The organism is Blautia sp. An249 (genome assembly GCF_002159835.1).
Lineage (GTDB): Bacteria > Bacillota > Clostridia > Lachnospirales > Lachnospiraceae > Blautia_A > Blautia_A avistercoris.
On record NZ_NFJL01000001.1, the window covers coordinates 371,704 to 395,631 of the forward strand.

The 23,928-nt window shown below is 47.0% G+C and carries 24 protein-coding genes and 1 tRNA gene; 20 read left to right on the forward strand and 5 right to left on the reverse strand.

Annotated elements, in window-relative coordinates; translation table 11 throughout:
* The first annotated feature begins 97 nt into the window (after positions 1-97).
* Genes hemA through B5F53_RS01855 form a run of 7 tightly spaced genes read left to right on the forward strand, consistent with a single transcriptional unit; the run spans position 98 to position 7,590 of the window.
* The gene (hemA, locus tag B5F53_RS01825) at positions 98-1,327 is read left to right on the forward strand and encodes a glutamyl-tRNA reductase (protein WP_087218876.1); all 1,230 of its coding nucleotides are present in this window, start codon (positions 98-100) and stop codon (positions 1,325-1,327) included.
* Positions 1,317-1,796: a precorrin-2 dehydrogenase/sirohydrochlorin ferrochelatase family protein gene (locus B5F53_RS01830; protein ID WP_087218879.1), complete on the forward strand. Its 480-nt coding sequence runs from the start codon at positions 1,317-1,319 to the stop codon at positions 1,794-1,796. The genes hemA and B5F53_RS01830 overlap by 11 nt, the downstream gene beginning before the upstream one ends.
* The gene (gene hemC / locus B5F53_RS01835) at positions 1,789-2,691 is read left to right on the forward strand and encodes a hydroxymethylbilane synthase (RefSeq protein WP_087218882.1); all 903 of its coding nucleotides are present in this window, start codon (positions 1,789-1,791) and stop codon (positions 2,689-2,691) included. The genes B5F53_RS01830 and hemC overlap by 8 nt, the downstream gene beginning before the upstream one ends.
* Positions 2,688-4,205, forward strand: a complete 1,518-nt coding sequence (cobA, locus tag B5F53_RS01840) for a uroporphyrinogen-III C-methyltransferase (protein WP_087218885.1) — start codon at positions 2,688-2,690, stop codon at positions 4,203-4,205. The genes hemC and cobA overlap by 4 nt, the downstream gene beginning before the upstream one ends.
* Positions 4,196-5,179: a porphobilinogen synthase gene (hemB, locus tag B5F53_RS01845; RefSeq protein WP_087218888.1), complete on the forward strand. Its 984-nt coding sequence runs from the start codon at positions 4,196-4,198 to the stop codon at positions 5,177-5,179. Before cobA ends, hemB begins: the two co-directional genes overlap by 10 nt.
* A complete protein-coding gene (gene hemL, locus B5F53_RS01850) occupies positions 5,179-6,471 on the forward strand; it encodes a glutamate-1-semialdehyde 2,1-aminomutase (protein WP_087218891.1) in 1,293 nt (430 codons plus the stop codon). Before hemB ends, hemL begins: the two co-directional genes overlap by 1 nt.
* 51 nt (positions 6,472-6,522) lie before the next feature.
* Positions 6,523-7,590 (forward strand): lactonase family protein, encoded by a 1,068-nt coding sequence (locus B5F53_RS01855; RefSeq protein ID WP_087218894.1) that lies wholly within the window; start codon positions 6,523-6,525, stop codon positions 7,588-7,590.
* 105 nt (positions 7,591-7,695) lie between these two features.
* Here the strand turns inward: B5F53_RS01855 and B5F53_RS01860 are convergent, their stop codons facing one another.
* The 4 genes from B5F53_RS01860 to aroC all read right to left on the reverse strand — a co-directional run bounded on the left by B5F53_RS01860 (position 7,696) and on the right by aroC (position 11,201).
* Complete coding sequence (locus tag B5F53_RS01860; protein ID WP_087218897.1) at positions 7,696-8,184, reverse strand: prolyl-tRNA synthetase associated domain-containing protein; 489 nt, start codon at positions 8,182-8,184, stop codon at positions 7,696-7,698.
* Between the two features lie 126 nt (positions 8,185-8,310).
* On the reverse strand, positions 8,311-8,667 hold the full coding sequence (locus tag B5F53_RS01865; protein WP_087218900.1) for a P-II family nitrogen regulator: 357 nt from the start codon (positions 8,665-8,667) through the stop codon (positions 8,311-8,313).
* Between the two features lie 21 nt (positions 8,668-8,688).
* Entirely contained in the window at positions 8,689-9,927 is a 1,239-nt protein-coding gene (locus B5F53_RS01870; protein WP_087218903.1) for an ammonium transporter, read from the reverse strand.
* Positions 9,928-10,100: 173 nt separating this feature from the next.
* Positions 10,101-11,201 (reverse strand): chorismate synthase, encoded by a 1,101-nt coding sequence (gene aroC, locus B5F53_RS01875; protein WP_087218906.1) that lies wholly within the window; start codon positions 11,199-11,201, stop codon positions 10,101-10,103.
* 179 nt (positions 11,202-11,380) lie between these two features.
* Here aroC and B5F53_RS01880 point away from each other — a divergent pair, with 179 nt between their 5' ends.
* Genes B5F53_RS01880 through B5F53_RS01895 form a run of 4 tightly spaced genes read left to right on the forward strand, consistent with a single transcriptional unit; the run spans position 11,381 to position 16,008 of the window.
* On the forward strand, positions 11,381-12,322 hold the full coding sequence (locus B5F53_RS01880; RefSeq protein WP_087218909.1) for a magnesium transporter CorA family protein: 942 nt from the start codon (positions 11,381-11,383) through the stop codon (positions 12,320-12,322).
* A gap of 41 nt (positions 12,323-12,363) precedes the next feature.
* Positions 12,364-13,212 (forward strand): rhomboid family intramembrane serine protease, encoded by an 849-nt coding sequence (locus tag B5F53_RS01885; RefSeq protein WP_087218913.1) that lies wholly within the window; start codon positions 12,364-12,366, stop codon positions 13,210-13,212.
* 39 nt (positions 13,213-13,251) lie between these two features.
* On the forward strand, positions 13,252-14,697 hold the full coding sequence (gene pyk / locus B5F53_RS01890) for a pyruvate kinase (RefSeq protein ID WP_087218916.1): 1,446 nt from the start codon (positions 13,252-13,254) through the stop codon (positions 14,695-14,697).
* 36 nt (positions 14,698-14,733) lie between these two features.
* The gene (locus B5F53_RS01895) at positions 14,734-16,008 is read left to right on the forward strand and encodes a diaminopimelate decarboxylase (RefSeq protein ID WP_087218919.1); all 1,275 of its coding nucleotides are present in this window, start codon (positions 14,734-14,736) and stop codon (positions 16,006-16,008) included.
* A gap of 75 nt (positions 16,009-16,083) precedes the next feature.
* Here the strand turns inward: B5F53_RS01895 and B5F53_RS01900 are convergent, their stop codons facing one another.
* Positions 16,084-16,422 carry a sporulation initiation factor Spo0A C-terminal domain-containing protein gene (locus tag B5F53_RS01900; RefSeq protein ID WP_087218922.1) on the reverse strand — a complete coding sequence of 113 codons (339 nt, stop codon included), beginning with the start codon at positions 16,420-16,422 and terminating at the stop codon, positions 16,084-16,086.
* 141 nt (positions 16,423-16,563) lie between these two features.
* Here B5F53_RS01900 and B5F53_RS01905 point away from each other — a divergent pair, with 141 nt between their 5' ends.
* The 9 genes from B5F53_RS01905 to B5F53_RS01945 all read left to right on the forward strand — a co-directional run bounded on the left by B5F53_RS01905 (position 16,564) and on the right by B5F53_RS01945 (position 23,920).
* Positions 16,564-17,412 (forward strand): YitT family protein, encoded by an 849-nt coding sequence (locus B5F53_RS01905; protein ID WP_330396121.1) that lies wholly within the window; start codon positions 16,564-16,566, stop codon positions 17,410-17,412.
* A gap of 53 nt (positions 17,413-17,465) precedes the next feature.
* Positions 17,466-17,547 (forward strand) — tRNA-Leu (locus B5F53_RS01910).
* A gap of 486 nt (positions 17,548-18,033) precedes the next feature.
* Complete coding sequence (locus tag B5F53_RS20780) at positions 18,034-18,552, forward strand: DUF5720 family protein (protein WP_087218925.1); 519 nt, start codon at positions 18,034-18,036, stop codon at positions 18,550-18,552.
* Between the two features lie 39 nt (positions 18,553-18,591).
* Positions 18,592-19,473, forward strand: a complete 882-nt coding sequence (locus B5F53_RS01920) for a DUF6017 domain-containing protein (protein WP_087218928.1) — start codon at positions 18,592-18,594, stop codon at positions 19,471-19,473.
* Positions 19,474-19,549: 76 nt separating this feature from the next.
* On the forward strand, positions 19,550-20,530 hold the full coding sequence (locus tag B5F53_RS01925) for a toprim domain-containing protein (protein WP_087218931.1): 981 nt from the start codon (positions 19,550-19,552) through the stop codon (positions 20,528-20,530).
* A 12-nt stretch (positions 20,531-20,542) separates the two neighbouring features.
* On the forward strand, positions 20,543-20,863 hold the full coding sequence (locus tag B5F53_RS01930; RefSeq protein ID WP_008394662.1) for a helix-turn-helix domain-containing protein: 321 nt from the start codon (positions 20,543-20,545) through the stop codon (positions 20,861-20,863).
* Positions 20,826-21,602: a DUF6674 family protein gene (locus B5F53_RS01935; protein ID WP_087218934.1), complete on the forward strand. Its 777-nt coding sequence runs from the start codon at positions 20,826-20,828 to the stop codon at positions 21,600-21,602. The genes B5F53_RS01930 and B5F53_RS01935 overlap by 38 nt, the downstream gene beginning before the upstream one ends.
* On the forward strand, positions 21,599-21,847 hold the full coding sequence (locus tag B5F53_RS01940) for a hypothetical protein (RefSeq protein ID WP_008394659.1): 249 nt from the start codon (positions 21,599-21,601) through the stop codon (positions 21,845-21,847). The genes B5F53_RS01935 and B5F53_RS01940 overlap by 4 nt, the downstream gene beginning before the upstream one ends.
* Positions 21,848-23,920: an LPD1 domain-containing protein gene (locus B5F53_RS01945; RefSeq protein ID WP_087218937.1), complete on the forward strand. Its 2,073-nt coding sequence runs from the start codon at positions 21,848-21,850 to the stop codon at positions 23,918-23,920. It begins immediately after the preceding gene.
* Positions 23,921-23,928: the final 8 nt, after the last annotated feature.

The window sequence follows — 23,928 nt, forward strand, 5'->3', positions numbered from 1 at the left end:
TTTTGTCAATTTAAAAATAAGGTCAGTTGCGTCCGTTAAAATTCTATGCTAAGATAAAAATCAGAAAGAAATGACAAAAGATGTGGAGTGTAGAACGATGAGTATTTCCATGATAGGAATCGATCACAACCGCGCCCCGGTGGACATCCGGGCGTTGTTTGCGTTTACCAGAAAAAACGCCGGAGAGGCAATGGAAGAAATTCAGAAAGAAGATGGGATTCTGGGATGTATTTTGTTGTCAACCTGTAACAGAATGGAACTCTGGGTAAGTGTGCCGGAGGACTGGGAGGGATGTTTATATGAACAACTGTGCCGTTTAAAGGGAATCCGGGAAGAAAAATACAGAACTTATTTCACAGAGCGAAGCGGCAAAGAGGCAGTGGAACATCTTTTTTATCTGACCAGCGGATTAAAATCCCAGATTCTGGGAGAAGATCAGATTTTAACACAGGTAAAGGACGCCCTGTCACTGGCACGGGAACATTTTACCACAGACGGTGTTCTGGAAGTTTTGTTTCGGATGGCGGTAACAGCAGGGAAAAAGATTAAGACCGAAGTTCCTTTTTCCCATGGAAATCCTTCAGTGATTCATCAGGCCATTGAGTTTCTCAGGGAGAGAGGAATTGCAATGGAAAACAAAGTCTGCATGGTAATCGGAAACGGAGAAATGGGAAAGATTGCGGCTCAGACTTTACGAGAAGCAGGGGCGGATGTGACGGTAACGGTGCGTCAGTACCGAAGCGGCGTAGTGAATATTCCTCTGGGATGCAAGCGGATCAACTATGGAGAGCGAATGGAATATCTGCCGCAGTGTGATCTGGTAGTCAGCGCCACTGCAAGCCCTAACTATACTCTGAAAGAAGAGCTTTTTCAGGAACAGACCCTGAATAAGCCGGTTGTGATGATTGATTTGGCAGTTCCAAGAGACATTGATCCGAAACTTGCGGACAATGAGTGGATTACCCTTTATGACATGGACAGTTTTAAAGTGGAGAATCATTCTGCTTATATGGCGGAAAATCTGGAGCAGGCCGGGGCGATTGTACAAAAGCAGATGGATGAGTTTTATGACTGGTATAATGGGAGGACGGTGATTCCGAGAATTCAGGAGATTAAAGAAGAAGCCGTTCAGGATCTGAATCTGCGGATCGGAAAGATTCTGCGAAATACTCCTATGGAAGAAGGCGACAGGGAGAAATTACAGGAGGCCATCAGTGTTTCTGCGGGAAAGGTAGTCAACAAAATGATTTTCGGTTTACGGGATTCTCTGTCTCAGGATGCCTTTCTGGAATGTGTGGCGGGATTGGAGAAGCTTTATGAAAACTAAAAAATATTTTCCCATGTTTGTAAATCTGGAAGATAAACAGATTGTAGTGGCAGGAGGCGGGAATATCGCCACACGGAGAGTCCGGACCCTGCTGAATTTTACCAGAAATATCCGGGTAGTAGCGCCGGAAGTAACCGCAGAATTAAGTGAACTGGCGAAGGTGGGACATATTATCTGGATTCAGAGAGAAGTAAAAAGAATCGACTTTCAGGATGCCTATATGGTGATTGCCGCCACCAGCGACGGGAGAATCAATGATGATATTTACCGGATTTGTAAAGAAGAAGGAATTTATGTAAATATAGCCAGTGATCGGGAGAAATGCGACTTCCATTTTCCCGGTATTGTCCGCTTTGAGGAAATTACTATAGGAATTAATGCAAGCGGTGTCAATCATAAAAAGGCGAAAGAAGTCAGAGAGAAAATAGAGAAAGTATTAGCAGACAGCAAAGAGGAGAAGGATGAGTAGGACAGATTCTGGAAAAAAAGTGATTATCGGAAGCCGGGAGAGCCGGCTGGCGGTGATTCAAAGTGAAATGGTAAAGAAGTTTTTAGAAGAGAATCATCCGGACTATACGGTGGAGATTCTGACCATGAAAACAACAGGAGATAAAATTTTAGACAGAACCCTGGATAAAATCGGAGGGAAGGGACTGTTTGTAAAGGAACTGGATCGGGCTTTGGCAGACAGAAGAAGTGACATTTCGGTACACAGCCTGAAGGATATGCCCATGGAGCTTCCTCCGGAACTGCCGATTCTGGCTTATTCCAAAAGAGAAGATCCCAGAGACGTACTGGTACTTCCAAAAGGGAAGGAAGAGCCGGATCCGGAGAAACCGCTGGGCTGTTCCAGCTTAAGGAGAATCCTGCAGCTTCAGGAAATTTATCCGGAAATGGAGTTTAAAAGTATCCGGGGCAACGTTCTGACCCGGCTGAAGAAACTGGACGACGGGGAATATGGCGGACTGATTCTGGCTGCAGCAGGATTGAAACGGCTGGGGCTGGAGGATAGAATCAGCCGTTATTTTACGCCGGAAGAAGTGATTCCGGCAGCGGGTCAGGGAATCTTAGCTGTGCAGGGAAGAAGAGGAGAGGATTATTCCTGTCTGGATACTTATGGTGATGAAGATGCTTTTTATGCAGCTTTAGCAGAGCGGGCCTTTGTACGGTATCTGGACGGGGGCTGCTCTTCACCGGTAGCGGCGCATGCCACAGTAAAAGAAGAGCAGATACAGATTCGGGGACTGTATTATAATCCGGAGACGAAGGCTTACGGAAGAGGCACTTTGGAAGGGAAGAAAGAAGACGCTTCCTGTTTAGGAGAACAACTGGCACAGAGGCTGAAGGAGGAGATTGACGGATGAGTGATGGAAAAGTATGGCTGGTAGGAGCCGGACCGGGAGATGCGGGACTTTTCACCTTAAAGGGGAAAGAGGTGCTGAACCAGGCAGATGTGGTTGTTTATGACAGTCTGGTAGGCCAGGGAATTATGACTATGATTCCTTCCAGAGCAAAGAAAATTAACGTTGGAAAACGTGCCAGCAATCATACCATGCCCCAGGAGCAGATTAATGAAGTTTTATTGAGAGAGGCAAAAAAGGGGCAGAAAGTCGTGCGCCTGAAAGGGGGAGATCCCTTTTTATTCGGCAGAGGCGGCGAGGAGCTGGAGCTTTTAGAAGAGGAGCAGATTCCCTACGAAATTGTTCCGGGAGTCACTTCTCCCATTTCCGTTCCGGCCTATAACGGGATTCCGGTAACTCACCGGGATTATTGTTCTTCCGTTCACATTATTACGGGACATAAGAAAGCGGGAGCCGAATACGACATTGATTTTGAGGCTCTTGTAAGGACAAAGGGAACCCTGGTATTTCTGATGGGAGTAACGGCTCTTTCTGATATTTGCCAGGGACTGCTTAAAGCAGGAATGGACAGGGAAATGCCGGCAGCGATTCTGCAGAAAGGAACTACCGCCCGGCAAAAGAGAATTGTAGCCACTGTTTCCACTCTTGCAGAGGAAGTAAGGCGGCAGGGAATCGAAACACCGGCCATTATCGTAGTGGGAAAGGTCTGTGCCCTTGCAGATAAGTTTTCCTGGTATGAAAAGCTTCCCCTGGCCGGATGGAAGGTGCTTCTTACAAGACCGAAAGATCTGATTTCCTCCATGGCCGGTAAACTGCGGAGAATGGGAGCAGAGGTTCTGGAACTTCCTGCAATCCGCACAGAACCCATTGAGGAAAATCCGGAGCTTGAAAAAGCGATGGAAGTTCTTTCCGAATATCAGTGGCTCGTATTTACAAGTCCCACGGGAGTCAAAGTATTTTTTCAGCAGATGAAAAAATATGGAAAAGATATAAGAAGTCTGGGCCAGGCGAAGGTTGCGGCAATTGGCGAGGGAACCAGAAAGAAGCTGGAGGAGAGAGGGATCTTTGTGGATCTGATGCCGGAAGTATATGACGGCGCTTCTCTTGGAAAAGCCCTGGCAGAAGTCTGTGACGGTTCTGAGAAGATTCTGATTCCAAGAGCGAGACTGGGAACCAGAGAATTGCTGATCCCACTGGAAGAGAAAGGAATTCACACAGACGATATTCCTACTTATGACACGCTGTATGAATCCAGCGAGTTTATAGACGAAAAGAAAGAATTTGAAACAGGCAGGGTAGACTGTGCCGTATTTACCAGCGCTTCCACGGTAAAAGGCTTCGTGGAAAGCACCAGAGGACTGGATTATTCCAGGGTAAAAGCCGCCTGCATCGGAAAGCAGACCAGGGCGGCGGCCGACGCTTACGGTATGGAAACGTACATGGCCGATAAGGCAACGATGGACAGTCTGGCAGAGTTAGTAATTAAAATGAAAGAAGGCATGGAATCATGGAAATGACAAAACGTCCCAGAAGACTGAGAAGCAGCGAGACTTTACGGAAAATGGTAAGAGAAACCAGAATGGATAAATCGTCTCTGATTTATCCCATGTTTGTAATGGACGGGGAGAACCGGGTTCAGGAGATCCCTTCCATGGAAGGTCAGTACCGCTATACAACCGATCGTATGGGAGAGGAACTGGAACGGCTTGCAGATGCAGGAGTAGACAAGGTAATGCTTTTTGGCATTCCGGAGAAAAAAGACGAACTGGGAAGTCAGGCCTATGCAGAAGACGGAATCGTGCAGCGGGCTTTGCGGGAAGGGAAAAAGCAGTTCCCGGACATGTATTTTCTGACGGACGTCTGTATGTGCGAATATACTTCCCACGGGCACTGCGGAGTCCTTTGCGGACAGGATGTGGACAATGACGAAACTCTGAAACTTTTGGCAAAAACAGCGCTGTCCCATGTACAGGCAGGGGCAGATATGGTGGCGCCTTCGGATATGATGGACGGAAGAGTAAAGGCGATCCGGGAATGTCTGGATGCCCATGGATTTATCAATACCCCCATTATGTCCTATGCAGTGAAATACGCCTCCGGCTTTTACGGCCCGTTCCGGGATGCAGCCGGTTCTGCCCCTTCTTTCGGGGACAGAAAAAGTTATCAGATGGACTATCATAACAGGAAAGAGGGACTGAAAGAAGCCCTGACCGATGTGGAGGAAGGGGCAGATATTATTATGGTAAAGCCGGCCCTTTCTTATCTGGATGTTCTTTCAGAGGTATCCAAAGCCGTTCAGGTTCCTGTGGCTGCCTATAGTGTCAGCGGGGAATATGCCATGGTAAAGGCAGGAGCAAAAATGGGCTGGATAGAAGAAGAGAAAATCATCTGCGAGATGGCAGTCAGTACGTATCGGGCGGGAGCAGGAATCTATCTGACTTACTTTGCCAAAGAACTGGCAAAATTTATGGATGAGGGGAGAATCGGATAATGGGTACACGATCAGAAGAATTATTTCAACGTGCAGTAAAAAGAATCCCCGGAGGGGTGAACAGTCCGGTACGGGCTTACGGATCGGTGGAGGAAACGCCCCGCTTTATACAGGGGGCTGCCGGCAGTTATATTTTTGATGCAGACGGCAGAAAGTATATCGATTATATTTGTTCCTGGGGTCCGATGATTCTGGGTCATAATGATGAACGAATCAAGGACAGCGTAATCAGAGCCTGTGAAAACGGACTCAGTTACGGTTGTGCTACAGAAATTGAAGTGGAAATGGCAGAATTCATCTGTGAGAGAGTTCCCCATATAGAGATGATACGTATGGTAAATTCCGGAACAGAGGCGGTCATGAGCGCAGTCAGAGCCGCCAGAGGATTCACAGGAAAAGATAAGATTATCAAGTTTGCCGGCTGTTACCACGGCCACAGCGATGCCATGCTGGTAAGCGCCGGTTCCGGCGTTATGACAAGCGGAGTTTCCGACAGTGCAGGAGTACCCAGGGGCTGTACCCAGGATACCCTTCAGGCAGTTTACAACGACCTGGAGAGCGTGAAAAACTTAATGGAAGCTTATGACGGCCAGGTGGCGGCAATTATTGTGGAGCCGGTAGGCGCCAATATGGGTGTGGTTCCTCCCAGATTCGGCTTTCTGGAAGGCCTGAGAAAATTATGCGACGATCACCGGGCAGTTCTGATTTTTGATGAGGTAATTACCGGATTCCGTCTGGGATTTACCGGGGCGGCCGGATATTACCGGGTACGGCCGGATTTGGTTACTTACGGAAAAATTATCGGAGCCGGTCTTCCGGTGGGCGCGTACGGCGGCAGACGGGAGATTATGGAAATGGTGGCTCCGGTAGGTAAGGTTTATCAGGCCGGAACGTTAAGCGGAAACCCGATTGCCATGGCGGCAGGTCTGACACAGCTTAAAATTTTATATGAGCATCCGGAAATTTATGACCATTTGGTGCAGTCCGGAGAACGCCTGTATGGAGGAATAGAGAAACTGATTATAAGATATGAGCTGCCTTTAAGAATCAATCATGTGGAATCCCTGGGCTGTCTCTTCTTTACAGAAGAAAAGGTGGAAGATTACGAAAGTGCAAAGAAAGCGGATACGGGGGCATTCTCCCGATACTTTACCTATATGCTGAATCATGGGGTACATCTGGCTCCGTCTCAGTTTGAGGCCATGTTCCTGTCAGATGCCCATACCAGTGAGGATATTGACACCACACTGGAACTGGCGGAAAAATTTTTCAGACAGAGGGAATCCTTGTGATAGAAAAAAAACTGTGATATAATAAATCAAGTTTATTTTGGAGGTTATCCTATGAATAAGAAAAAATATGTGGCATATGTGGGAACCTATACCCATGGATCCAGCAAGGGAATTCATGTGTATGATGTAGATGTGGAAGAAGGCACACTGACAGAAAAACAGGAAGTAGAGGTGAGCAATGCGTCTCATATTACTGTCTCCAAAAATGGAAAATATCTGTATTCCATAGAAGACGAGGGGGTAGCTGTTTTTGCCAGGGACGGCGAGGGCTGTCTGACCAGGATTAACAGTGTGAACATTGATGGAATGAGAGGCTGTTTTTTATCCACGGATGTGGATGGAAAATATCTCTATGTGGCCGGGTATCACGACGGAAAAGTAACGGTGGTTCATACGCACCGGGACGGCCGCCTGGGAAGTCTGATGGACGGCGTTTTTCATAAAGGTCTCGGCAGCGTGGCGGAACGCAATTTCCGGCCTCATGTAAACTGTGTGCGTCCTACTCCGGATAACAAATATCTGTGCGCGGTAGACAACGGGATTGATCAGGTAAAGATTTACCGGATTAACCGGAGAAGGAACAAGCTGGAATTGGTGGATATTGTAAGATGCGAGCGGGAATCGGGTCCCCGTCTGATCCGGTTCAGCGAAGACGGAAAATATGCATATATTATCTTCGAACTGAGCAATCAGATTCGTGTTTACCGTTACAGTGACAATGGAAAGACGCCGGAATTTGAGTATCTTCAGTCTGTAAGTACCTTATCCAAAGACGGAGAGAAAGATAAAGTCCATGATGCAGCCAGCGCTCTGGCTCTGGCTCCGGACGGAAAACATTTATTCTGTTCCACAGCCGGGGACGATACGGTGGCAATGTTTGAAATTGACCCGGATACAGGGCTGCTTACCAAGAAACTGGTGCTTCCAATCAGCGGCTCTTACCCAAAGGATATTGCAATTTTTCCGGATAATAAACATCTGGCAGTGGCAAATCATGAGAGCAACACCATTACCACGTTTACAATTGACTATGAAAAGAATCTGCTCATAATGAAAGGAAAACCTCTTTCTGTAGAAACACCCAACTGTATTAATTTCTGGACAGTTCCGGAAGAGTAGCACAGGTCTGTAAATAATTCTGTAATCAGGAAGCGCCGGTTCCGGTATATGTCGGTTCCGGCGCTTTTGTATCTTAATCTTCAAATCCAGACGCATAGATTTCTTTTAAATTTCCACCAGATGAAGTGTGTTCTCATGCTCTTTTATTATCTTCATCAAATCTTCCGTTTTCAGCCAGACAGTTGCGGTATTCTCGTTTGGGTGGATACCGATCAGTCCTGGCTTATCCAAAAATGCCCTGTCAAGGAAAGCCTGAACTCTGTGTTCTTTGTCATTCAAAATTCCGAGAGGCGTTACGGCGCCGGGAATAAGTCCCATAATAGACTTTAGATCGTCTGCCGACGCAAAAGACAGAGTGCGCGTGTTGTTTGCCCGCTTAAAATCTTTCAGATTTACTTTTTTATCCCCTTTAACCGTTATTAAATAGTAATTCCGCTTCTTGTCATCACGTACAAAAAGATTTTTTGCCTCCGCTTCCGGATAGGGCAAATCAACAGCTGACATTTCCTCCATATTAAATACCGCCTCATGTTCGGTAATTTCGTACCCTATATTGAGCGAATTCAGATAATCGTAGACTTCTGATTTGTTCATTTCTTATTTCCTGCCTTTCCTGTTTTTTAGTACATAATTCATTATATCAAAAAAATGCTGAAGTCTCACGACCTCAGCGTTTTTTATAGGAATTTCTATATTCCCCGTTTCAGTTAAAGAGGATGGTTAGTCATTTGCCTGAATGGCATCGTATCCTGTTTCTTTTGTACGGATTTTATATGCGGTTTTAATTTCATAGCTGAAAATTTTACCATCCCCGTTTTCCCCTGTATAAGCCGCTTTCTGAATGGCTTCGATGGTTTTTTTCTCCCATTCTTCAGAAGATACAATAATTTCGAATTTGATTTTGGGATGGATTTGCAGATCAATCTGCATACCGCGTACCACCTCTTCATAGCCTCTCTGTATTCCGCAGCCCATAACCTGAGAAACAGTTAACCCATTTACCCCGATTTCGTCCAGAGCTGCTTTTACATCTTCAAACTTTTCTTCCCGAATAATGGCTTCTATTTTAATCATCATAGTCGTTTTCCTCCCTGCAGATTAATCCAGTCCGTTAAAGCTGGGGTAAGCATTTTCCCCGTGCTGGGTAATATCCAGTCCGATCTGTTCCTCTTTCTGAGTTACCCGGATTGGAGTAATGAGTCTGACCAGAGCGATACAGATAAGTGTCCCCACTACCGCCACTGCGATCGTCACCAGAATTCCGATAATCTGAGCCAGGAACAAATGGTAATCTCCAAAAATCAGGCCATCCCAGCGGGCGGTATGGTTAATTGAATTCAGGCCGAAGATTCCGGTGGCAATACCGCCCCAGATTCCGCCCAGGCCGTGGCATCCGAAGGCATCCAGAGAATCATCAATTTTAAGTTTCTTTTTAATCAGAGTCATGCCAAAATAACAAATCGGACTTACCAGAGCTCCAATGATAAAAGAAGACCAGACTGGAACGAAACCGGCGCCCGGAGTAATGGCCACAAGTCCGATGACAAGCCCGGTAGAAGCGCCTACTAAAGTCGGTTTTTTATCTTTGATAACATCCAGAAGCATCCAGGACAGCATAGCAGATGCGGAGGCGATGGCAGAAGTCATAAAAGCATGGGCAGCCAATCCGTCGGCAGCCAGAGCGCTTCCGGCATTGAAACCGAACCAGCCGAACCAGAGCATAGAGGCACCTAAAACCACAAAGGGGATATTGTGCACCCGGTAGACCACCTGAGAATAGCCGCGGCGCTGACCCAGAATAACTGAGAAAACCAGAGCGCTGACTCCGGAGCTGATGTGCACTACATTTCCTCCGGCAAAGTCTACGGAGCCAATGGAAGCCAGGAAGCCTCCTTCTCCCCATACCATATGAGCCATTGGATAATACACCAGGACGGACCAGAAAAGGATAAAGAAAAACAATGCCTTAAACCTTATCCGTCCCACCAATGATCCGGTCAGCAGGGCCGGAGTAATTACTGCAAACATCATCTGGAATGCACAGAAGACCAGATGGGGGATGGAGTCGGCATAGGGGCCGGTTTCCATAGAAACTCCGTTTAATCCAAACCAGCGGAAATCCCCGATAATTCCGCCGTGATTGCCTCCAAAAGATAACGAATATCCGAATAAAGCCCACATCACAATTGCAAGACCCATTATGGATACACAGGCCATAATGGTATTTACCACATTTTTTCTTCTCACAAGTCCGCCGTAGAAAAATGCCAGGCCGGGCGTCATAAAGAATACAAGCGCGGCCGAGATAATCATAAAAGCAGTATCTCCCCGATTCATAATCTATCACTTACCTTTCAAATTTTTTCTTTTCCGCGCGCAGTTTATCCGTAAACAAAAAAGGCGTCTGAAATGATTTCATTTCAAACGCCTTCGTTTAACAGAGACTAGGTTACCATATTTCTTTTTCTATTGCAAGAAAAAAATGAAAAATTTAAAAATTACCTTAAAATCTATTTTTGAGGATGGTAAAAGGAGAGGATAGAATCCATACGGGCGGACATATTCTCCAGCATTAAATCCAGAATTGTCAGGGCACACATAGATTCCACCACAACCACAGCCCGTGGAACGATAACAGGATCGTGACGTCCGGTTACTTTCAGTGAAATATTCTCTTTCTGATTGTTGATGGTATCCTGGGGCTGACTGATGGAAGAAGTTGGCTTCACTGTGGCGCGCACAAGGATTTCTGAACCGTCGCTCATTCCCCCTAAAATTCCTCCTGCATGATTGCTGCTTTTATGTACCACGTTGTTCCGGACATAAAAATTGTCGTTATTGACAGAACCGGTGGATAAAGCTGTCTGAACGCCGTCGCCGATCTCTACTGCCTTTACGGCGCCGATGGACATCACGGCCTTTGCAAGATTTGCGTCCAGTTTATCAAAAACGGTTTCCCCGATTCCTGCGGGAACCCCCTGGATTTTACATTCAATCACACCGCCGGCAGAATCCTGGTTCTTCATGCACTGCTCCAGATAATCGGAAGCTTTCTGGGCTGCCGTGGGATCCGGCATGTAAAGAGGATTCTGGCTGATTGCTTCTTTCCGGAAGGTTTCAATGGATACGGGGCCGATGGAACGGGTATACGTGCAGAAAGAGATTCCCATTTCTTCTAAAATCTTGTGGGCAATTGCCCCTGCGGCTACCCGTCCGATAGTTTCTCTTCCGGAGGAACGCCCCCCGCCCCGGTAATCACGGAATCCATATTTGGCGTCAAGGGTGTAATCGGCATGACCGGGACGGTAGCTGACTGCAATATTGCCATAATCTCTGGAACGCTGATCCTGATTGGGAACCAGCAGGGAGATAGGAGTGCCTGTGGTTTTTCCCTCAAAAATACCGGAGAGGATTTCCACACAGTCTCCCTCTTTCCTGGCGGTAGTATAGCGGCTTTGGCCGGGTTTACGCCGATCCAGGAATTTCTGTATATCTTCACCGGAAAGGGAAAGGCCGGCGGGACAGCCGTCCACCACAGCTCCGATTGCTTTTCCATGGGACTCTCCCCAGGTAGTTACACGAAAAATTTTTCCAAATGTTGAACCACTCATAGCAGTCTCCTTTCTTACTGAAAACACTTAAGCAACATTATAATCAATGATACTTTATTTGTAAATGGAAAAGAAAGCGACTGCCGGATTTGAATTGACAAACAGGTACTTTAAATTTATAATGAAACATGATTTATCGGCACTTTATGCCAAATAAGCAAAGAAAGGAAGTGTAAATCGTGGTTAGAATTTTCCGAACATTTGACGGGGCGATACAGCAGGTAGATGAGCCGCAGGATGGATGTTGGATTGCGCTTACAAACCCTACGGCAACAGAAATCTATGAACTTTCTGAAAAATTTCAGATTGAAGTAGACGATTTACGTGCTCCTTTGGATGAGGAAGAGCGTTCGCGTATTGAGGTGGAAGATAACTATACATTGATTCTTGTGGATGTGCCTATTATTGAAGAACGGAATGATAAAGACTGGTACGGTACGATTCCTCTCGGCATTTTAGTGACCGACAAGATGATTATTACGGTGTGTCTGGAGGATACGCAGGTTCTGACCAGATTTATGGAGGGAAGGGTCCGCAATTTTTATACTTATATGAAGACCCGGTTTATTTTACAGATTCTTTACCGGAACGCCAGTATGTATTTGCGTTATCTGCGTATAATTGATAAAAAGAGCGAACAGGTAGAGGAAAAATTACATTTGTCCACAAGAAATCAGGAACTGATTGAACTTCTGGAACTGGAAAAATCTCTGGTTTATTTTACTACCTCTCTTCGTTCCAACGAGGTGGTACTGGAGAAATTGCTGAAGGTGGAAAGCATTAAACATTATCCTGAGGATACGGATCTGCTGGAAGATGTTATAACGGAAAATAAGCAGGCCATAGAGATGGCCAATATTTACAGCGGGATTTTGAGCGGTATGATGGATGCTTTTGCTTCTGTTATTTCCAATAACCTGAATATTGTCATGAAGGTACTGGCGGTCATCACCATTGTTATGTCGATTCCTACCATTATTTTCAGCGCTTATGGTATGAATGTGAATGCGGCGGGAATGCCCTTTGCAGGAAGTCCCTGGGGATTTCTGATTGTGATTTTAATCTCCCTGGCGGTCAGCCTGATTGTGGCCCTGATTCTGGCAAAAAAGAAATTTTTCTAAGGAGACTCTGAGAATTTTGTACAGCAAAGAAAAGGAGTAGTATGAGATATATTGATAAACTGGAACGAAAATATGGCAGATTCGGGATTTCCAATTTGACGGCGATTATCATCGGCTGCTATGTGGTGGGGTATTTACTTGAAGTAATGCAGCCGCAGCTGGTGCCTTATCTTTCCCTGGAACCGGGGCTTATTCTGCGCGGTCAGGTGTGGAGACTGGTGACCTGGCTGCTGATTCCGCCGGATTCTCTGGATCTTTTTACCATTATTATGCTGTTTTTTTACTATTCGCTGGGAACCACGCTGGAGCGTACCTGGGGAAGATTCCGTTATACGTTATATATTGTGTCGGGATTAATATTTACTGTGATAGGTGCATTTCTGCTCTATCTGATAACGGGGGACGCTCTTACAGGAGCGTACAGATACATTTTTACTACCTATTATATCAGTTTGTCCATCTTTCTGGCATTTGCCCTTTCCTATCCGGAAATGCGGGTAATGCTGTATTTTGTACTTCCTATTAAAATTAAATGGATGGCTTATGTTTATGTGGCGATTATTGGGTATAATATTTTTACCTATGTTCGAAACGGCATATGGATGATGGCTGTTCCCATCATTGCATCGCTTTTAAACTTTATTATTTTCTTTATTGGTACCAGAAATCTGAATCATATAAGTCCAAAGGAGGTCAAAAGAAAAGCAAAATTTCAGAAAGCCATGGCGCAAAGCCGTGCAGAGTATTCAGAGGGAGCCAAGCATAAATGCGCCATCTGCGGACGAACGGAAAAAGACGATCCGAATCTGGAATTCCGTTTCTGTTCCAAATGCAACGGCAATTATGAATACTGTCAGGATCATTTATTTACACACGAGCATGTAAAATGAAACCAATTACCACAGTTCACGAGAGGGTAGGAGAAGAATATGATGAAAAAAAGAACGAAAATTATCTGTACACTGGGGCCGGCAAGCAACAAAAAAACAGTTCTCAAAGCGTTAATGCGAAACGGAATGGACATTGCACGTTTCAATTTCTCTCACGGCAGCCATCAGGAGCATCTTGAGAGGGTGCATATGATTAAGAATCTGAGGGAAGAGCTGAATCTTCCGGTAGCCATGCTGTTGGATACGAAGGGACCGGAAATCCGGACCGGAGTATTAAAAGACGGCAAGAAAATTACTTTAGAGACAGGACAGAAATTTACGTTATGTGTAGATCCTGATTATGTGGGGGATCAGGAAAAAGTTGGTTTAAGCTATGACGGTTTATATAAAGATGTAAAGCCGGGAAGTAAAATTCTGATTGACGACGGACTGATTGGTCTGGAAGTTGAGGCAGTGAAAAACCAGGAAATTCTTTGCCGTGTTTTAAACGGCGGGGTACTGGGAGAGAGAAAGGGCGTCAATGTTCCCAATGTAAAGACAAGACTGCCGGGAATGACAGAGAAAGACAGAGAGGACATTCTATTTGGAATCCAGCAGGATTTTGATTATATAGCGGCTTCTTTTGTAAGAAATGCAAAGGTTATCCATGATATACGAAAACTGCTGGATGAAAACGGCGGCCAGGACATCGGAATTATTGCAAAAATCGAGAACTCCGAAGGCGTGGAAAACATTGATGATATTATTAAGGCGGCTGACGGCATCATGGTTGCCAGAGGAGACCTGGGTGTGGAAATACCGGAAAGTCAGGTTCCCCATATTCAGAAACAGATTATAGAAAAATGTAATCGGAACTATGTGCCGGTTATCACAGCAACCCAGATGTTGGATTCTATGATGAGAAATCCCCGTCCCACAAGGGCAGAAGTTGCCGATGTGGCAAATGCCATTTACGACGGCACAGATGCAATCATGCTTTCCGGAGAAACAGCAGCCGGTAAGTATCCTATCGAATCTGTGAAAATGATGGTGGAAATTGCAGAGACAACAGAGCCTTATCTGGATTATTCCCGTTTTTCAGAGCACCGGAAAATGTACAGAAGGAAATCCGTATCCAGCGCCATCGGAATTGCTGCAGTCCGCTCTGCGAAAGATCTGGGGGCACAGGCGATTGTTACCCCTACCATTACGGGTCATACTGCCCGGCTGATTTCCAGTTTCCGTCCGGAAGTGCCTATCTATGCGGTGACACCTAACGAATCCGTACAGCATAAACTGCAGCTGCACTGGGGGGTCTGTCCTCTGAAGGGATATGAAAAAGATACCACACAGCACATTATCTCTAATTCTATGAGCGTTGTAAGAAGAAAACGTCTGGTGAAAAAAGGAGATCTGGTTGTATTTACCGCAGGAGATCCGGCTACCAATACCAGAACCGGAGAGGGAGCTGTGACAAATATGCTTCATATTGTAGAGGCGAAATAAAGAAATTGACAGAACATAAGAGGAGAAAATATTATTATGAAGAAAAAACCATTTGTAAGTCTGGAGAAACTGCAGGAGATTGTGAAAGAATATCCTACGCCGTTTCATCTGTATGATGAAAAAGGAATCCGGGAAAATGCCAGAGCACTGAAAGAGGCGTTTTCCTGGAATCCGGGATTTAAAGAGTTCTTTGCAGTAAAGGCGACGCCCAATCCCTTTCTTATTGATATTTTAAGAGAGTACGGCTGCGGATGCGACTGTTCGTCTCAGACAGAACTGATGATGGCTAAGGCAGTGGGATGTAAAGAGGGAGATATTATGTTTTCCTCCAACGATACTCCGGAGGAAGAATTCCGTTATGCTCATGAGATAGGGGGCATTATTAATCTGGATGATATTACCCATATTGAATGTGTGGAGAAAGCCATTGGGAAAATTCCGGAAACCATTAGCTGCCGTTATAACCCGGGCGGCCTGTTTAAAATCAGCAATGACATTATGGATAATCCGGGAGATGCAAAGTATGGAATGACCACCGAGCAGTTGTTCGATGCGTTCCGGATTTTAAAGGAAAAAGGCGCTAAGAAATTCGGGCTTCATGCATTTTTAGCCAGCAATACGGTTACCAACGAATATTATCCGATGCTTGCAAAGGTTCTTTTTCAGGTTGCAGTGGAGTTAAAAGAAAAAGTGGGAGTATCCGTAAGCTTCATTAATTTATCAGGAGGAATCGGAATTCCTTACCGTCCGGATCAGGAGCCCAATGATATTTATGCCATTGGAGAAGGCGTCCGGAAAGTCTACGAGGAAGTCCTGGTTCCTGCGGATATGAAGGATGTTGCCATCTATACGGAACTGGGCCGCTTCATGCTGGGACCCTACGGCTGTCTGGTAACAAAGGCGATTCATGAAAAGCATACGCATAAGGAATATATCGGCTGCGACGCCTGCGCTGTAAACTTAATGCGTCCGGCTATGTATGGAGCTTATCATCATATTACCGTTATGGGAAAAGAAGAGGAAGCCTGCGATCACTTGTATGATATTACAGGTTCTCTCTGCGAAAATAACGATAAGTTCGCCATTGATCGTCAGCTTCCAAAGATTGACAAAGGCGATCTGCTTGTGATCCACGACACAGGAGCCCACGGATTTTCCATGGGATACAACTACAACGGAAAATTAAAATCTGCAGAGATTTTATTAAAGGAAGACGGAAATTTTGAGCTGATCCGCAGAGCGGAAACGCCGGAAGATTACTTCGCAACCTTTGATTGTTTTCCGATTTATAAAAAACTTCTGGAAGAATAATACTGGCCGGGGGAAGAATGCAGGGGCAGCTTTGGCTGCCCCGCATTTGTAAGAAAAACTTCTGCCGGCCTCTGGTCATTCCTGAGAAGACAGACGGCGCTTTAAATAAAAAGATAAAATGGAAAGAAATTCCCCGTTGGTTGGTTTGCGTGTCAAATCGTACCCCGCCAACTGATTTAATAGTTCCCGGTTTCCCTCATTCCAGCAGGCATTTACTGCGGTGCGGATTGAACGTTCAACACTGGATTCCGTAGAGTGGAAATTTTTCGCTACGTCAGGATACAGCCATTTGGTTATATAGAGAAGATACTCCGGGTTGCGGGTTACCAGTTTTAACGCGCATACCAGATAAGGGTAGCCCCGGTAAATGGCATGAATTCCCAATTTCTGTAAAAGTTCTTCAGCAGAATCCATAAATGAACCATCTCCTTTATTTCTATTGCAGCCTAATTATACCGCAGAGAAGTAAAAAGTCCAGAAATACGACAGAAGAAGACAGACTTAGACATTGTTAGATACCCGGTAATTTCTGACTCTGAAAAGAAGGTGAGACGTGTGAAAGGTTTTGTGAAAGGGTTTTTTATGGATACAGCAGGAGCGGTGTGCTATGCGGCAGGAATTTATTCTTTTGCCAGAATGGCCAATTTTGCTCCGGGCGGTTTATCCGGTCTTGCAATTATTATTAATTATCTCTGGTCCCTCCCAATTGGAATCATTACATTAATTTTAAATATTCCCTTTGTGATTTTCAGCTATAAACTGGTGGGAAAAACATTTCTGCTAAAAACAGCCCGTACAATGATTATCTGTACCTTATTCTTGGACGTGATTTTTCCTCATATTCCTGTTTACAATGGAAGTCCCCTTCTGGCGGCGCTATACTCCGGCGTACTCATCGGAGTAGGGCTGGCCGTATTTTACATGAATGGTTCCTCTTCCGGCGGAACCGATTTTCTGATTATGTCAGTGAAAGCCCTCCATCCCCATCTGTCCATCGGTGTGGTAACCATGACCATTGATTTAATCATCATCCTTTTAGGCGGCGGCGTATTCCGTAATATTGATTCTGTGCTGTATGGTCTGATTGCGGCCTTTGCTACTTCCGTGACAGTGGATAAAATTATGTACGGAATCGGATCCGGGAAACTGGTGTTAATTATCACGGAGCGGGGCCAGGAAACGGCGGAAAAAATCGGAGAAACCTGTGAGAGAGGTTCCACGTTAATAAAGGCCCGGGGAACGTATACGAAAAAGGAAAAACAGGTGCTGCTCTGCGCATGTACCCGGGCGGAAGCCCATAAAATCCGTTCGGCTGTTCACACAGTGGATGAAAAAGCATTTGTTATGATTGCAGAGACCAGCGAGGTCTTTGGAGAGGGATTTGCTGCTCTGGAGGAAAGATAAAAAGTGCTTGCATAGAAATTCAAAGTATGATAATATAAACAGCGGATTGAAAAGCCGATGTGGCGGAATTGGCAGACGCACTTGACTCAAAATCAAGCGGGTAACACCGTGCCGGTTCGAGTCCGGCCATCGGCAGTGAAAAAGTGCCTTATTTACGGGCACTTTTTTCTTTTGTGTTGTATTTCGTGTTGCATAGTTCCGAGAAATGGGCATTTGCAATTTCATTCATTTCTTTTTCTTTGCTTTCCATCACATGCCTATAGACTGTTTTCAACACCCCGTCATTCCCCCAGCCGCCTCGCTGCATGATATAGCTGTCCGGGATTCCCAGCGCATGTTGAATAGAAGCGGAATAGTGCCCTTACGGTATAATAAAGACAAACGGAAAAACCCAGTGTTTTCAAGGGTTTCAGCGTTTGTCGTTGCCTATTCAATTCCTTTTCCAACCTTGATAGCCAACGAAAAATCTGTCGAATGATGGGAGGTGTCACTTAAAAGACAAAATTGAATACTGCTGCAGCGGTGCGGTGTTTTACCGGACCGCTGTTTATCAGGGCGTTTCATCTGATCTGATGGGCGCCCTTTTTTTGCGCCCATTTTCAGAAATAGGAGGAAATTTACATGGAACTGAATGAAGCAGAAAAAAGGCAGTTGTTTCAGGTTGACGGCGACTGCCAGGCCAAAGTGCTGGATGAACTGTATATGACAGCCCGTTTTACCCGTAATCCGGAGCAGCGCGATATGGTGCGGGGACTCATGGCAAAGCTGCGGGTTCTGTCAAATGAACAGTGCATGGATCTGGTGAAGGACATCCAGAAGAACTATCATCTGCCTTACCCCCGCACTATGGGTGAGCGGATCGCACTGGCTCGGCAGCAATCCGGGGCCGAAAAGTTGAAAGGGCATGACATTATGGCCCTGGAGCGGTTTGACCCGGAGGTACGCCACATGGTTGTCTTTGATGTGCTTTCTTTTGAATCCCCTGTCGGAGATAAAGGCGATAAGATGCGCCTGTTCCTCACAGACGAGGGGTATCGGAAAGCAATGGAGAATCAGGAACGTGGCTTTATTAAAATTCAAAACCATGCCAAAGTACACAATGGCTATCTGAACTACGACCATAAGGACAGAGATTTGTAGCTGTCACTTATAACAAAACATCAGGAAGGAGGATGTCAAATGGCAGTGTTCAGAGTTGAAAAGACAAAAGATTTTACGGTCATGTCCAATCACCATCTTCGGAATGTATCGCTGTCTTTGAAGGCAAAGGGGCTGCTGTCGCTGATGTTGTCCTTGCCTGATAATTGGGACTATACGACGAAAGGGCTGGCCCATATCTGCAAAGATGGAGTGGATTCGATCAGCAGCGCGATCAAAGAGTTGGAAAAGCAGGGGTATCTTACCCGGCGCCGGCTCCGTGACTATCATGGCCGGCTGGGTGATATTGAGTACGTTATCCATGAGAAGCCAGTGCTTCCCGAAGGGCATGATACTGTTTTGCCACCTAAACGGGAAAATCCAAGACAGGTAAATCCAAGACAGGTAAAACCTGTTTTGGGAAAACCTGAACAGGAAAAACCCGCCCAATTAAATATACAAGAATCAATTACTGAAAAATCAATTACGGATAGATCAAATACCCATCAATCAATCTATCCGGCTTCTGGAAGGACGCCAGGTGATAACGCGGAGATGGATCGGGATAGGATTGATCGGATAGATACCTACCGGGAGATCATCAAAGAAAATATTGAATTTGAGGCTCTTGTCCATCGGTACGGGTATGAGCGTGTGGACGAACTGGTTGAACTGATGCTGCAAACCGTCCTCTCCCAACGGCCATATATCCGCATTGCCGGGGATGACTACCCCCGTGAGGTAGTAAAAAGCCGCTTCCTGAAAGTGAACTTCTCCCATGTGGAGTATGTGTTCGACTGCCTGGATAACAACACGACCAAGGTGCGGAATATCAAGTCTTACCTGCTGGCGGCTCTCTATAACGCCCCAACGACCATGGACAGCTATTACCGGGCCGAAGTCAATCACGATCTTTACGGATAGAGGGGGCGGCTTTGGTGACAGAAAATATCGCAGAAAGGAGGCCGAGCGCCATGAAAAACCATGAAACGCCGAAATTATGCCGAGCTTGACCCAGGAACAGATCACCCAGGCAAGGGAAACGGATCTGTTAGATTATCTGCTTTCCCACGAAAGCGGCGTGCTGAAACAGGAAGGCGCCAATTACCGCCATAATGAGCATGACAGCCTGGTTTATGTGGCAAGCAAGAATTACTGGTATTGGAACAGCCGCGGACGAAAGATCAACGCCGTGGATTACCTCATGGAAATCCGAGGGTACAGCTTTGTGGATGCTGTGGAACATCTGATAGGCAGTGGAACCCCTGTCGTTTCCCATTATACAGCTCCCAGCAGACGGGAACAGCGGAAACCAGTGGAGAAAAAGCCCTTCCATCTCCCCAGAGAAAAACGCTGCGCCACCTTTGCTGTTTCTTACCTTCAACGCCGGGGAGTCCATTCGGACATCATCAGGCGGTGTATGCAGTTGGGCCTTTTCTATGAGTCCCGCTATAACAACGAGGCGGTTTGTGTTTTTGTTGGCCGGGATGATACCGGCACGGGCCGGTTTGCCTGTGTCCGCGGCATAGCGGGTGACTTGAAAAAAGACATCAGCGGCAGTGATAAGCGGTTTAGCTTCTGCTACCCGCCGGATCAGCCAGGCAGCCGCCACCTGGCGGTTTTTGAAGCTCCGATTGACGCCCTTTCCCACGCAACGCTCCAAAAGCTGGAGGGATGGCAATGGAATGGCTACCGCCTTTCCCTGGGTGGGACCTCCCATGTGGCCCTGGTCGCTTTTCTGGAGTGCCACCCGGAGATCACCCGTGTTGCCCTCTATCTGGACAATGACCTTGCCGGTCGGGTCAACGCCCGGAAAATCAAGTCGCTGCTGAAATCAGACCAGCGGTTTTCTAAAATCCGGGTGTCTGTCAACCCTCCCCGCGGCGTGAAAGACTACAATGAGAAATTACAGCACACGCTTCAAACGATCCGTGAAGAAAAACACGCAAGCCGCCAGAAACAGGCGGCTGTTTCAATTTAGGAGGAAAACACGATGAATAACGAAAAGTCTGCGATTCAGGTAATCGCCGGGGCTGCCCGCTGCCCGGAATACAGCCCGTCCATGGTTAAGGCTTTGATGAAAAAACTGGAAACCAATGAAAAAGCCTTCGCCCTGCTGATGAATGTCACCCCTTCCACGGTGCGCCTTTGGACAACGGGCGCTGCCCATCCCTGCGGCATGGCCCGGAGGCTGATGCAGATTTATGAATCCGGGCCGGAAATCGTAAGTAAGATTGCCGGGGAAAGCTGCCCGGAGAAAGGAGGACGCCGGACGAGTGAAACGAAGGAACAAACAGCTTCTTGCAGAAAATGAATATGTAAAAGAACTGCTGGCCGTTCTGAAAGAGAATCCTTCCCCAAGCGGCAGGGATTTTGCTGAAATGGTTGCCCATGTAGGCGAGCTGGAAAACCGGCTGGCCGAGGCCGTAGAGGAATTGAGAACCATGCGCCAGGAGCTTTTGCAGGTGCAGAACCGCTCCCTGAAAGCTGTTCTGCAAAGAAGCTGTAAAGCGTTGGAACAGAACATTTCTAATATGAGCCGGAAATTGTCAGAACTAAAGAAGCTCATAATTGGAGGGTGTAAAGAAGCCCTTGCTGCCTTTAAGAAACATGGTACGGCTGCCCTGGATGGTCTTTCCCGCTTTTTTCACATCAAGCCGCTGCTGGAGGGGATCAAAAAGGCGGCAGACGCCAGCATCCGTATTGACGATAACGCTGTCTCCAAAATCCAGAATTTTGCTGCGGAGTATCACCAGGCGGGCAGGCATTTGAAGAATATGGGCCGGACACTGATAGGAAAAGAACCGGTGCAGGAGCCTAAAGTCCCCGGCAGACTGTCTAAAGCGATTGCCGCTCCGTACAAAGTCAACCGGGCCTGTATGACCGCCGCAAAGCGAAATATTGAAAAGGCTATCGGCAGCCTGGACCGTTTACAGGAATCCTCAGAGCGCAGGCCATCCGTTTTGAAGGCCATGCAGGAAAATAGTGAAAAGGTACAGCCTGCGGCAAAAAAGGAGGCGCCGGTTAAGGCGGCGGACCGGGTGGAATTATGATGATGCGTACAAAAACAGATCTATTAGATACAATCGCAAGACGGTTAGGGGTGTCCCTTCCAGACCTGCGGGACTGGTGCCCGCTGTTATCTTTGCAGGCGCTTCTTGAAGTAGATAACCGTGCCTTTCCCGTAGAGGAATGGAACCGGGCGCTGGCTTACCTTTTAGGCAGACCTTGCGCCTTTTCTTATGTCTTTGAGGCAAAAGCATATACGAAAACCGTGATAAGGAGGTGGTGGTTTTAGTTGGCGAAGGAAATTGTGCATGAAGATTTTGGTGAAAAGATCGGCGGCGCTAAAAAGGACCTTTGGGCCGCCCGCGGCCTGTATGTGGATGACCTGCTGGGGATGAATGAGCGCGAGGCCGAAAAATATGTGAAAAAGGATAATGTCTGGAAAAAGCCGGATTATGCCGCCTTAATCAGATCCGGCGTCCCGGTGGATATTCTGTACTTTCGGAAAGTGGTGCGTGACAGCTTGAACGCCTCCCCGCGGTATCTGCGTTCTGATGATACGCCGGAAAAGCGCCTGGCGCGGCAGAAAGAATATATCGCAACCGTCCGGCAGGTACAGGAAGCCGTTGAAAAGGTTCAGACAGTGCAGGATGCCATGGATGTATTCGACACCCTTATTATCGACGGCGGTTACTGTGAACGTATTTCTTACGGGATTGGCGGCGGTTACATCCGGGCTACCCAAAAGGGCCGGGATAATCCGGTCATTACCGATAAGCTGGTAAATGCCTTGTACTTCCGCGGGGAACGGGACTTTGAAAGAAGAATCGTCCAGGGGGCCGTAAAGAAGCAGTTTGGCGTTCCTACTGAACAAAAGATTCCCCGCGGCTATGAGATCCGGTTCAATGACGGCAAAAGGACCTACTCAAAGAATAATGACTGGCTTCCTGATACCTACTATGTCACAAAAGGCTATGCGATTCTGAAAACGAACTTTGCCACCCGTGAGGAAGCCTTGAAATGGGTACAGGAGCTTGCCAGGCAGCGCGGAGGCAGCGGAAAACAGCGGTTTGTCCCGCAGCAGCTTTCCCGCGTCCGGCGTACTGGCCCGGATTACCGCGGAAAGCGTGATGTGATCGGGCAGGATTATCTTGACGCCTTTGCTTTCCGGGGCGGCGAGTTTGGAAACTGGATGACGCAGAATGACCGGCGCGCTTCTCTGAATATGGGGTTTGACGCTCTTAAAGACCTGGCGGCTGTCCTGCAGATCAGTGAAAAGGATATTTCCTATCAGGGAACGCTCTCGATTGCCTTTGGCGCCCGCGGCAGCGGAAATGCCGCCGCCCACTATGAACCGCTGCGGAAGGTCATCAATCTTACCAAAATGCACGGGGCCGGTTCGCTGGCCCATGAGTGGTGGCATGGCCTGGATGATTACCTGGGCGTGAAAATGGGAGCAAAGGGATTCCTTTCTGAACATTCCCACCTGTATGAGCCATTCAAAAAGCTGATTGAAACCATGAAATATAAGCCGGAAACACCGGAGCAGGCTGCGGCACGGACAGAGGCGCAGGTGGAACGTACCCGGAAAAATGCGGCAAGCTGGCTGGATTCGGCGGTACTCGCCCCGCTTAAACGAGTGGCAAATGACGAGATGCACATGGAGGCTTATGCGGTCCTCCGGGAAGAATTTCTTTCAGGCGTTCCCGGTTCTGTGGAACAGCTAAGCGCTTTTAAAAAATCTGTGACCGGACGCGTTATTCCAAAAAGCGAACGTGACCGGCTGGAAATTTTTGAGCGTATGCTGTCCGGGATGCAGGATCAGGAACCCCCGCAGATTGGCCGTGTGGAAACGGATTTTTATAAAAACTCGGTCCGTATGGGCAAAGAGTGTGAAAAAGACGGCGGCTATTGGGAAAGCAATACAGAGATGACAGCCAGGGCTTTCGCCTGCTATATCAAAGATAAGCTGTCTCCTGAAATTTCGGATTACCTGGCAGGCCACGCGGACAGCGCCGCTGCTTTTGTCACCGGCAAGGATGGGAAAATAGAAATTTTGAAAGCCTTCCCGGAGGGTGAGGAACGAAAAGCCATCAATGCGGTTTTTGATGAAGTTTTCGCAGATCTAAAGCGGCAGCATTTTCTCACCCATTCCGACCATCCGCAGACATTAGAGGAAACTCGGCCAGTGGTAACGCCCCCGCCCTCCCGCATGGATTCCATGCCGGTTATCACGGATGCAGAACAGCTTTCCCTCTTTGGCGGGGAGAAGCCTTCCCTCTTAGGGCAGCTTGCCGCTGCTAAGGGACAGGGCAAAACACCAGCAGTGCCAAAACAAAATAAAGCCCATGAGCCGGAACTTTGATGGAGGTG